General features: G+C 67.5%; 9 protein-coding genes. 7 read left to right on the forward strand and 2 right to left on the reverse strand.

Annotation, left to right across the window (positions count from 1 at the left end; all coding sequences use genetic code 11):
* The first annotated feature begins 81 nt into the window (after positions 1-81).
* From ACFWDI_RS28780 to ACFWDI_RS28795, 4 genes are read left to right on the forward strand one after another with little or no spacing between them, the layout of a single operon-like run.
* Positions 82-2,298 (forward strand): polyribonucleotide nucleotidyltransferase, encoded by a 2,217-nt coding sequence (locus ACFWDI_RS28780; protein WP_327326425.1) that lies wholly within the window; start codon positions 82-84, stop codon positions 2,296-2,298.
* Positions 2,295-3,674: a M16 family metallopeptidase gene (locus ACFWDI_RS28785; protein WP_385308230.1), complete on the forward strand. Its 1,380-nt coding sequence runs from the start codon at positions 2,295-2,297 to the stop codon at positions 3,672-3,674. Before ACFWDI_RS28780 ends, ACFWDI_RS28785 begins: the two co-directional genes overlap by 4 nt.
* A 17-nt stretch (positions 3,675-3,691) precedes the next feature.
* Entirely contained in the window at positions 3,692-4,444 is a 753-nt protein-coding gene (dapB, locus tag ACFWDI_RS28790) for a 4-hydroxy-tetrahydrodipicolinate reductase (protein ID WP_385308233.1), read from the forward strand.
* Positions 4,445-4,449: 5 nt separating this feature from the next.
* Positions 4,450-4,929, forward strand: a complete 480-nt coding sequence (locus ACFWDI_RS28795; RefSeq protein ID WP_327326428.1) for a hypothetical protein — start codon at positions 4,450-4,452, stop codon at positions 4,927-4,929.
* Positions 4,930-5,023: 94 nt separating this feature from the next.
* On the opposite strand, the gene ACFWDI_RS28800 is transcribed toward ACFWDI_RS28795, so the two are convergent.
* Both ACFWDI_RS28800 and ACFWDI_RS28805 read right to left on the reverse strand, forming a co-directional pair.
* Positions 5,024-5,581 carry a hypothetical protein gene (locus ACFWDI_RS28800; protein ID WP_385308237.1) on the reverse strand — a complete coding sequence of 186 codons (558 nt, stop codon included), beginning with the start codon at positions 5,579-5,581 and terminating at the stop codon, positions 5,024-5,026.
* Between the two features lie 95 nt (positions 5,582-5,676).
* Complete coding sequence (locus ACFWDI_RS28805) at positions 5,677-5,916, reverse strand: hypothetical protein (protein ID WP_385308240.1); 240 nt, start codon at positions 5,914-5,916, stop codon at positions 5,677-5,679.
* Positions 5,917-6,098: 182 nt separating this feature from the next.
* Between ACFWDI_RS28805 and thyX the strand changes: the two genes are divergently transcribed.
* From thyX to ACFWDI_RS28820, 3 genes are all read left to right on the forward strand, one after another.
* Positions 6,099-6,839 (forward strand): FAD-dependent thymidylate synthase, encoded by a 741-nt coding sequence (gene thyX, locus ACFWDI_RS28810; RefSeq protein WP_327326431.1) that lies wholly within the window; start codon positions 6,099-6,101, stop codon positions 6,837-6,839.
* A gap of 190 nt (positions 6,840-7,029) precedes the next feature.
* Positions 7,030-7,929 carry a 4-hydroxy-tetrahydrodipicolinate synthase gene (dapA, locus tag ACFWDI_RS28815; RefSeq protein WP_327326432.1) on the forward strand — a complete coding sequence of 300 codons (900 nt, stop codon included), beginning with the start codon at positions 7,030-7,032 and terminating at the stop codon, positions 7,927-7,929.
* A 132-nt stretch (positions 7,930-8,061) separates the two neighbouring features.
* On the forward strand, positions 8,062-9,747 hold the full coding sequence (locus tag ACFWDI_RS28820) for a ribonuclease J (protein WP_385308244.1): 1,686 nt from the start codon (positions 8,062-8,064) through the stop codon (positions 9,745-9,747).
* Positions 9,748-10,258 lie beyond the last annotated feature (511 nt).

The raw sequence follows: 10,258 nt of genomic DNA on the forward strand, positions 1-10,258 counted from the left end.
AGACCGGCCCGCAGAACGAGAGCTTCTCCGCCACGTCCTCCGCCACACGGGCGAGGGGACGAAGACGAGGAGAAAACGCTAGTGGAGAACGAGACCCACTACGCCGAGGCCGTTATCGACAACGGAACCTTCGGCACCCGCACCATCCGCTTCGAGACGGGCCGCCTGGCCAAGCAGGCCGCCGGTTCCGCCGTGGCGTACCTGGACGACGACACCATGGTGCTGTCGGCCACCACCGCTTCCAAGAAGCCCAAGGACCAGCTCGACTTCTTCCCCCTGACGGTGGACGTCGAGGAGCGGATGTACGCAGCCGGCAAGATTCCCGGCTCCTTCTTCCGTCGTGAGGGCCGGCCCTCCGAGGACGCGATCCTCACCTGCCGCCTGATCGACCGCCCGCTGCGCCCCTCCTTCAGGAAGGGCCTGCGCAACGAGATCCAGATCGTCGAGACGATCATGGCGCTCAACCCCGACCACCTGTACGACGTGGTCGCGATCAACGCCGCCTCCTGCTCCACGCAGCTGGCCGGCCTGCCCTTCTCCGGCCCGATCGGCGGCACCCGTGTCGCCCTGATCAAGGGCCAGTGGGTCGCCTTCCCGACGCACACCGAGCTCGAGGACGCCGTCTTCGACATGGTGGTCGCCGGTCGCGTCCTCGAGGACGGCGACGTCGCGATCATGATGGTCGAGGCCGAGGCCACCGAGAAGACCATCGAGCTCGTCAAGGGCGGCGCCGAGGCGCCGACCGAGGAGATCGTCGCCGCTGGTCTCGAGGCCGCGAAGCCCTTCATCAAGGCGCTGTGCAAGGCCCAGTCGGACCTCGCCGCCAAGGCCGCCAAGCCCACCGGCGAGTTCCCGGTCTTCCTCGACTACCAGGACGACGTCCTGGAGGCCCTGACCGCCGCCGTCAAGGGCGAGCTCGCGCAGGCGCTCACCATCGCCGGCAAGCAGGAGCGCGAGGCGGAGCTCGACCGCATCAAGGAGATCGCTGCCGAGAAGCTGCTCCCGCAGTTCGAGGGCCGCGAGAAGGAGATCTCCGGTGCCTACCGGGCGCTGACCAAGAAGCTGGTCCGCGAGCGCGTCATCAAGGACAAGGTCCGTATCGACGGCCGTGGCGTCACGGACATCCGTACGCTCGCCGCCGAGGTCGAGGCCATCCCGCGCGTGCACGGCTCGGCGCTTTTCGAGCGTGGCGAGACCCAGATCCTGGGCGTCACCACCCTCAACATGCTCCGTATGGAGCAGCAGCTGGACACCCTTTCCCCGGTGACCCGCAAGCGCTACATGCACAACTACAACTTCCCGCCGTACTCCGTCGGTGAGACCGGCCGCGTCGGTTCGCCGAAGCGCCGCGAGATCGGCCACGGTGCGCTCGCCGAGCGCGCCATCGTGCCGGTGCTGCCGACGCGCGAGGAGTTCCCGTACGCCATCCGCCAGGTCTCCGAGGCGCTGGGCTCCAACGGCTCGACGTCCATGGGCTCGGTCTGCGCCTCCACCATGTCGCTGCTGAACGCCGGTGTGCCGCTCAAGGCCCCCGTCGCCGGTATCGCCATGGGCCTGATCTCCGAGGAGATCGACGGCAAGACCCACTACGTCGCCCTCACCGACATCCTCGGTGCGGAGGACGCCTTCGGTGACATGGACTTCAAGGTCGCCGGTACGAAGACCTTCGTCACCGCGCTCCAGCTCGACACCAAGCTCGACGGCATCCCCGCCTCGGTCCTGGCCGCCGCGCTGAAGCAGGCCCGCGACGCCCGCCTCCACATCCTCGATGTGATGAACGAGGCCATCGACGTCCCGGACGAGATGTCCCCGAACGCCCCGCGGATCATCACCGTCAAGATCCCGGTGGACAAGATCGGTGAGGTCATCGGCCCCAAGGGCAAGATGATCAACCAGATCCAGGAGGACACCGGCGCCGACATCACGATCGAGGACGACGGCACCATCTACATCGGTGCCGCCCAGGGCTCGCAGGCCGAGGCCGCCCGCGCCACGATCAACGGCATCGCCAACCCGACCATGCCGGAGGTCGGCGAGCGCTACCTGGGTACGGTCGTCAAGACCACCACCTTCGGTGCGTTCGTGTCCCTGCTCCCGGGCAAGGACGGCCTGCTGCACATCTCGCAGATCCGCAAGCTCGCCGGTGGCAAGCGCGTGGAGAACGTCGAGGACGTGGTCGCGGTCGGCTCCAAGGTCCAGGTCGAGATCGCTGAGATCGACTCCCGCGGCAAGCTCTCCCTGATCCCCGTGATCGAGGGCGAGGACGCCGAAGACAAGAAGGACGACACCGACAAGTGACGTCGCGTAGTTCCACGACGACGGCCCGCACCTCCTCGGAGGCGCGGGCCGTCGCCCGTACCCAAACGCTTCTCAAGGGCGAGCACGGCATCGGCACGGTCCGCCGCACCGTCCTCCCCGGCGGCCTGCGCGTCGTCACCGAGACCCTGCCATCCGTACGCTCCGCCACCTTCGGGATCTGGGCGAACGTCGGCTCCCGAGACGAGACGCCGTCGCTGGGCGGCGCCACGCACTACCTCGAGCACCTCCTCTTCAAGGGCACGCACAAGCGCTCCGCCCTCGACATCTCCTCGGCGATCGACGCGGTCGGCGGCGAGATGAACGCCTTCACGGCGAAGGAGTACACCTGCTACTACGCACGGGTGCTCGACACCGACCTGCCGCTCGCCATCGACGTGGTCTGCGACATGCTCACCGGCTCGCTGATCCAGCAGGAGGACGTCGACGCCGAGCGCGGCGTCATCCTCGAGGAGATCGCGATGACCGAGGACGACCCGGGCGACTGTGTGCACGACCTGTTCGCGCACACCATGTTCGGAGACACGCCTCTCGGCCGCCCGGTCCTCGGCACGGTCGACACCGTCAACGCGCTCACCGCGGACCGCGTCCGCCGCTTCTACAAGAAGCACTACGACCCGACCCATCTGGTCGTAGCCGCCGCGGGCAACATCGACCACGCCACGGTCGTACGCCAGGTCCGCCGGGCCTTCGAGAAGGCCGGCGCCCTGTCCCGTACGGACGCGGCCCCGACCCCGCCCCGCGACGGACACCGCTCCCTGCGCACGGCCGGCCGCGTCGAACTGCTCAACCGCAAGACCGAGCAGGCCCATGTGGTCCTCGGCATGCCGGGTCTGGCCCGCACCGACGAGCGCCGCTGGGCGCTGGGTGTACTGAACACGGCCCTCGGCGGCGGCATGTCGTCCCGCCTCTTCCAAGAGGTACGGGAGAAGCGCGGCCTCGCCTACAGCGTGTACTCGTACACCTCGGGCTTCGCCGACACCGGCCTCTTCGGCGTCTACGCAGGCTGCCGGCCCAGCCAGGTCCACGACGTCCTCAAGATCTGCCGCGACGAGCTCGACCGCGTCGCATCGGACGGTCTTTCGGACGAGGAGATCGGCCGCGCCGTCGGCCAGCTCTCCGGCTCGACAGTGCTGGGCCTCGAGGACACGGGCGCGCTGATGAACCGTATCGGCAAGAGCGAGCTGTGCTGGGGCTCGCAGATGTCGGTCGACGACATGCTCGCGCGGATAGCCGCCGTCACCCCTGAAGAGGTGCGCGCGGTGGCCGACGAGATCCTGGGACAGCGCCCGTCGTTGTCGGTGATCGGCCCGCTCAAGGACAAGCAGGCGGACCGACTCCACGAAGCGGTCTCCTAACCGTAAGGAAGAGAGCAATGAGCAAGCTGCGCGTGGCCGTTCTCGGCGCCAAGGGCCGTATCGGCTCGGAAGCGGTACGAGCCGTCGAGGCCGCCGACGACATGGAACTGGTCGCGGCACTCGGCCGGGGCGACAAACTGGAAGCCCTGGTGGATTCCGACGCCCAGGTCGTGGTCGAACTGACCACGCCGGCCTCGGTGATGGGCAATCTCGACTTCTGCGTACGCCACGGCATTCACGCGGTGGTCGGCACCACCGGCTGGACCGACGAACGCCTCGCGCAGCTGAACACCTCGCTCGCCGCATCGCCAAGGACCGGCGTGCTCATCGCGCCGAACTTCTCCATCGGAGCGGTCCTCACCATGAAGTTCGCGCAGCAGGCGGCGCGTTACTTCGAGTCCGTCGAGGTCGTCGAGCTGCACCACCCGAACAAGGCCGACGCCCCCAGCGGCACCGCCACCCGCACCGCCCAGCTCATCGCGGCGGCCCGTGCCGAGGCGGGCTGCGCACCGCAGCCCGACGCGACCGTCACCGCGCTGGAAGGCGCCCGCGGCGCGGACGTCGACGGCGTCCCCGTGCACGCCATCCGGCTGCGCGGACTCCTCGCCCACCAGGAAGTCCTGCTCGGCGGCGAGGGCGAGACGCTGACCATCCGGCACGATTCCCTGCATCACAGCAGCTTCATGCCGGGCATCCTGCTCGGCGTCCGCCGTGTGGTGTCCACTCCAGGCCTCACCTTCGGCCTGGAAAACTTCCTCGACCTCGGCTGACGGCCATGGGCGGAAAGATCACGTACTTCTTCCTCGCCACTGTGCTGGTCATCGTCTTCGGTGTGGTGGCGCTGGAGGGGGTGCTGCTCATGCTGACCGGTGAGCCGGCCGCCATGGGGATGGGCGCGGTGGCCTTCCTGCTGCCGTGCATCGGCGTCTGGTTCCTCCGGCACAACACGCGCTTCGCGCGCAATGCCCATCGGCTGGCCCGTGAGCTGGAGGCCGAAGGCGGCCTGCCGGTCGATGAGTCGAGGCACACGCCCGGCGGCCGTATCGACCGGGACTCCGCGGACGCCGTGTTCGCCAAGCGCCGCGCCGAGACCGAGGATTCACCGGACGACTGGCGCAGCTGGTTCCGCCTCGCCGTCGCCTACCACGATGCCCGTGACACCCCGCGCGCCCGCAAGGCGATGCAAAGGGCGATCGCGCTGCACGATCGCCCGGCCACGACAAGCCCCTCCACATCAAGCCTCTCCGGCGATTGAGGAGCGTGGGGTTCGGAGGCGGAGCCCCCGAAGCGGGTTCCAAGCGGGTTCCGGGGCGAAGCCCCGAAAGACTCCCCGGACTCACCGGCCCCGGTCAGGCGCGGCGGTACTCCGCCCCCCACGCCTCGACCGTGTCCGCCGCGCGCTCGAACGCCTCGGCGCGCGACAGGAAGTCCGCGTTGTGGTCGGTGAGCAACGGCAGCGGCTCGGCGCCCTGTCGTACGACGACGAGCGCCTGGCCCTGCACGGTGCGCGGCAGCCCGAGCCAGCGCACCGGCTGCTGCACGGTGCGTACCGCGGAAGCGCGGTTCCACGGCACCGTGGTGGTCGAAAGGAATCCCACGCGCCGTACTCCGTGCCGGCTGACCCAGACACCCGAGCGCAGCAGCCGCAGTGCGGCTGCCACCAGCGCGAGCCCCACGCCCAGGCACAGTCCCGCTCCCGGCAGCGCAACCGCGAACGCGATGATCATCGCCGCGATGAGCACGAACGAGGCGAGCAGCAGCAACAGAGCCGCCGCCGCGACCCGCCAGGGGCCCGGACGGTACGGACGCCGCCAGTTGTCGTGATCGTCGAAGGGCAGCGCGACATCGTCGGCGTTCTCGGCGTCTGTGCCAAATGCGCGGTCGGCTGTCAGGAAGGGCAGGGGCACGACTGATCCTCACTCACCAGCACACTCGATTGGGCTGTGCCTGGTGAGGCTACCGAGGACGCCTCTGACCGACCACTCCAGGGGGGCCGTACGAGTCAGCGGCTGTCGGACGCCTGGGACTGCTGCGAATGCCCCGCCGCCCGGCCGGTTTCCAGTGAGGGAAGCCCGAAGAGCAGCGAGCCGACCAGTCCACAGGCGATGGTCAGCCCGATCAGCGTACGGCCGGCGAGCTGCGAGACGCTGGGGCGTTCGCGGGGCGGGGGAGTGACGTTACTGCGGAAGCGATCGGCCTCGGCGACGAACGCGAAAGGGACGGCCTCTCGCCGGCGGAACATCAGGGCACTCTCCTTGACTGTTCATGACGGAACGCTGCTACCGGTGCAAACGCTGCTACCGGTACAGACGAGCGGAAGGCCACATCGGTGCCCGATTTCGCCGAAATAGCTGAAGATTGTCGATGCGCAAGGTGGTCTAGAGTGGGCGCCGCCCGAGCGAAGACGTTGGAAGGACCCTGTCGGTGACCGACACCCCCGCCGAGACCGCCACGCCCAGTTTCCGCAGCGATGTCACCGTTGAACTGGTGAAGCACACCGCCGGCGACTCCGACGTGCTGTGGGCCGCCCGAGTCTCCACGGCGGGCGAGCAGTCTCTGGAGGAGCTGCAGAGGGACCCGGAGCGCTCCAAGGGCCTCATCAACTTCCTGATGCGGGACCGCCACGGCAGCCCCTTCGAGCACAACTCGATGACCTTCTTCATCAGCGCCCCGATCTTCGTCTTCCGTGAGTTCATGCGGCACCGCGTCGGCTGGTCGTACAACGAGGAGTCCGGCCGCTACCGCGAGCTGCAGCCGGTCTTCTACGTCCCGGGCGCGGACCGCAAGCTGGTCCAGGAGGGCCGCCCCGGCAAGTACGTCTTCGTCGAAGGCACATCGGAGCAGCAGAAGATCGTGACGGAGTCCATGGAGGACTCGTACCGCCGGTCGTACGAGACATACCAGGAGATGCTGGCCGCGGGTGTCGCCCGCGAGGTCGCCCGTGCGGTCCTCCCGGTGGGCCTGTTCTCCTCCATGTACGCCACCTGCAACGCCCGCTCACTGATGCACTTCCTCGGCCTCCGCACCCAGCACGAGCTGGCAGCGGTCCCGTCCTTCCCGCAGCGGGAGATCGAGATGGTCGGCGAGAAGATGGAAGCGCACTGGGCGAAGCTCATGCCGCTCACCTACGCAGCCTTCAACGCCAACGGCCGCGTCGCTCCGTAGAGCACAGATGTACGGCCAGCCCGATGAAGTGTCCGGATTGCGGCGTTTCGAGTACTTCATCTAGGCTGATCAAACGGACCCGGCACTGCTTGAACCCCCGAGCAGGCAGTGCCGGGCTCCGCTTGTCAGGTTGTACGTCACGTCCCCCCGAGGGGACACTGCGTACTGAGCAGCGAGTAGCGTGTTACCCATGGCTCCGATCTCCACTCCGCAGACCCCGTTCGGGCGGGTCCTCACCGCTATGGTCACGCCCTTCACGACGGACGGCGCACTCGACCTCGCCGGCGCCCAGCGACTGGCCACCCATCTGGTGGACGCAGGCAACGACGGCCTGATCATCAACGGCACCACCGGTGAGTCGCCGACCACCAGCGACGCGGAGAAAGACCAGCTCGTACGGGCTGTACTGGAAGCGGTCGGAGACCGGGCCCATGTCGTGGCCGGCATCGGCACCAACGACACCCGCCACAGCATCGAGCTCGCCCGCACCGCCGAACGCTCCGGCGCGCACGGCCTGCTGGCTGTGACGCCGTACTACAACAAGCCCCCGCAGGAGGGCCTGTTCCGGCACTTCTCGGCCATCGCGGATGCCACGGAACTGCCCGTGATGCTCTACGACATCCCCGGCCGCAGCGGCGTCCCGATCGACACCGAAACTCTCGTGCGCCTCGCCGAGCACCCGCGTATTGTCGCCAACAAGGACGCCAAGGGTGACCTGGGCCGCGCCAGCTGGGCCATCGCCCGCAGCGGTCTCGCCTGGTACTCCGGCGACGACATGCTGAACCTCCCGCTGCTCTCGGTCGGCGCAATCGGCTTTGTCTCCGTCGTCGGCCATGTCGTCACCCCGGAGCTCCGCGCCCTCCTCGACGCCCACCTCACCGGTGACGTCCAGAAGGCCACCGAGATCCACCAGCAGCTGCTTCCGGTGTTCACGGGCATGTTCCGTACGCAGGGCGTCATCACCACCAAGGCGGCGCTGGCCCTCCAGGGCCTCCCGGCCGGACCGCTCCGGCTCCCCCTGGTGGAGCTCTCCCCAGAGGAAACCGCGCAGCTCAAGATCGACCTCGCTGCCGGTGGGGTACAGCTCTGAACACAGACTTCACAACTGAATACGCAGAGAAACCCGACCGAAACGGTCGGACCCAAGACAACAGCAAGTGCACGAATGTCATGTACGCCACGTGCCTCAGCGGTACGTGGCGTGCGTGGTGAGGAGAGTCTTTTGAGTCATCCGCATCCTGAACTCGGCGCCCCGCCGAAGCTGCCCAAGGGCGGCCTGCGCGTCACCCCGCTCGGCGGCCTCGGCGAGATCGGCCGCAATATGACGGTCTTCGAGTACGACGGCCGGCTGCTGATCGTCGACTGCGGCGTCCTCTTCCCCGAGGAGGAGCAGCCCGGTATCGACCTGATCCTGCCGGACTTCACCACCATCCGGGACCGTCTCGACGACGTCGAGGGCATCGTGCTCACGCACGGCCACGAGGACCACATCGGCGGCGTCCCGTTCCTGCTCCGGCTGAAGCCCGACATCCCGCTGATCGGCTCCAAGCTGACCCTCGCCCTGATCGAGGCGAAGCTCCAGGAGCACCGCATCCGCCCGTACACCCTCGAGGTGACGGAGGGCCACCGCGAGCGCATCGGCCCGTTCGACTGTGAGTTCGTCGCGGTCAACCACTCCATCCCGGACGCGCTGGCCGTCGCCATCCGCACTCCTGCGGGCATGGTGGTCCACACCGGTGACTTCAAGATGGACCAGCTCCCGCTGGACCGCCGCCTCACGGACCTCCCGACCTTCGCCAAGCTGGGCGAAGAGGGCATCGACCTGCTGCTCTCGGACTCCACCAACGCCGAGGTCCCGGGCTTCGTCCCGCCCGAGCGGGACATCTCCAACGTCCTGCGGACGGTGTTCGCGAACGCCCAGAAGCGGATCATCGTGGCGAGCTTCGCCAGCCACGTCCACCGCATCCAGCAGATCCTCGACGCGGCCCATGAGTACGGACGCCGCGTGGCATTCGTCGGGCGCTCCATGGTCCGCAACATGGGTATCGCCCGTGACCTGGGATATCTGAAGGTTCCGGCCGGCCTCGTCGTCGACGTCAAGACGCTCGACGACCTTCCGGACGACGAGGTCGTACTCGTCTGCACGGGCTCTCAGGGCGAGCCGATGGCGGCGCTCTCCCGGATGGCCAACCGCGACCACCAGATCCGCATCCTCCCCGGCGACACGGTGATCCTGGCGTCGTCCCTCATCCCGGGTAACGAGAACGCGGTCTACCGCGTGATCAACGGCTTGACCAGGTGGGGCGCGGACGTCATCCACAAGGGCAACGCCAAGGTCCATGTCTCGGGCCACGCCTCGGCCGGCGAGCTCCTGTACTTCTACAACATCTGCAAGCCGAAGAACCTGATGCCGGTCCACGGCGAATGGCGCCACCTCCGGGCCAATGCCGAACTCGGCGCACTGACGGGTGTGCCGAAGGACCGCATCGTCATCGCGGAGGACGGCGTCGTCGTCGACCTCGTCGATGGCAAGGCCAAGATCGTCGGCAAGGTCCAGGCGGGCTATGTGTATGTCGACGGCCTCTCGGTCGGCGATGTCACCGAGGCCTCTTTGAAGGACCGCCGCATTCTGGGAGACGAGGGCATCATCTCGGTCTTCATCGTGGTCGACAGCACCTCCGGCAAGATCGTCGGCGGCCCGCACATCCAGGCCCGGGGCTCCGGTATTGACGACTCGGTGTTCAGCGGCGTTGTGCCCAAGATCGAAGAGGCGCTCAACAAGTCCGCACAGGACGGCGTCGTAGAACCCCACCAGCTGCAGCAACTCGTCCGCCGCTCGGTGGGCAAGTGGGTCTCCGACACCTACCGCCGGCGCCCGATGATCCTCCCTGTCGTCGTCGAGGTCTGACGCGTCAACCACGGGGCGGGGCCCTCGATTTGCATCGGGGCGCCCCGCTCCAGTACGTTTACGTCTCCACCTGAACGGGAACCAAACGCACTTGTGCGCTCGGTTGCAGTCCCCGAACTGGGCGGGAATTCCGACTCAGAATCTCTGATAAAGTCGGATCAGCCGAAAGGTAAAAGGCCCCCAACGGCCACTGGAAACGAATTCCGAACCGGAAACGGAACGGGAAAAGAATCTGGTAAGGTTGGAAACACCGAAGGGAAGCGCCCGGAGGGCCCCGTGAAAAGGGTCTGAAGGAAGCGTCCGTTCCTTGAGAACTCAACAGCGTGCCAAAAGTCAACGCCAGATATGTTGATACCCCGGCCTGTTTCGGCAGGTTCGAGGTTCCTTTGAAAGTCCTACCGGCCCGTGTGGCGGGTAGGCAATGACACAGCGAGGACGCTGTGAACAGTCGGTCTTATTCCGACCGGCTGTTCCGCTCTAAGTGGTGTTGATCCCGCGCTTTTAATTAAGC

The sequence above is a fragment of the Streptomyces sp. NPDC060064 genome, from assembly GCF_042736455.1.
In the GTDB taxonomy this organism is placed as follows: domain Bacteria; phylum Actinomycetota; class Actinomycetes; order Streptomycetales; family Streptomycetaceae; genus Streptomyces.

Bases quoted from the DNA above. Each gene is read 5' to 3' on its own strand.
- dapB (WP_385308233.1), top strand. From the start codon at position 3,692: ATGAGCAAGCTGCGCGTGGCCGTTCTCGGCGCCAAGGGCCGTATCGGC.
- ACFWDI_RS28795 (WP_327326428.1), top strand. From the start codon at position 4,450: ATGGGCGGAAAGATCACGTACTTCTTCCTCGCCACTGTGCTGGTCATC.
- ACFWDI_RS28805 (WP_385308240.1), bottom strand. From the start codon at position 5,916: ATGTTCCGCCGGCGAGAGGCCGTCCCTTTCGCGTTCGTCGCCGAGGCC.
- dapA (WP_327326432.1), top strand. From the start codon at position 7,030: ATGGCTCCGATCTCCACTCCGCAGACCCCGTTCGGGCGGGTCCTCACC.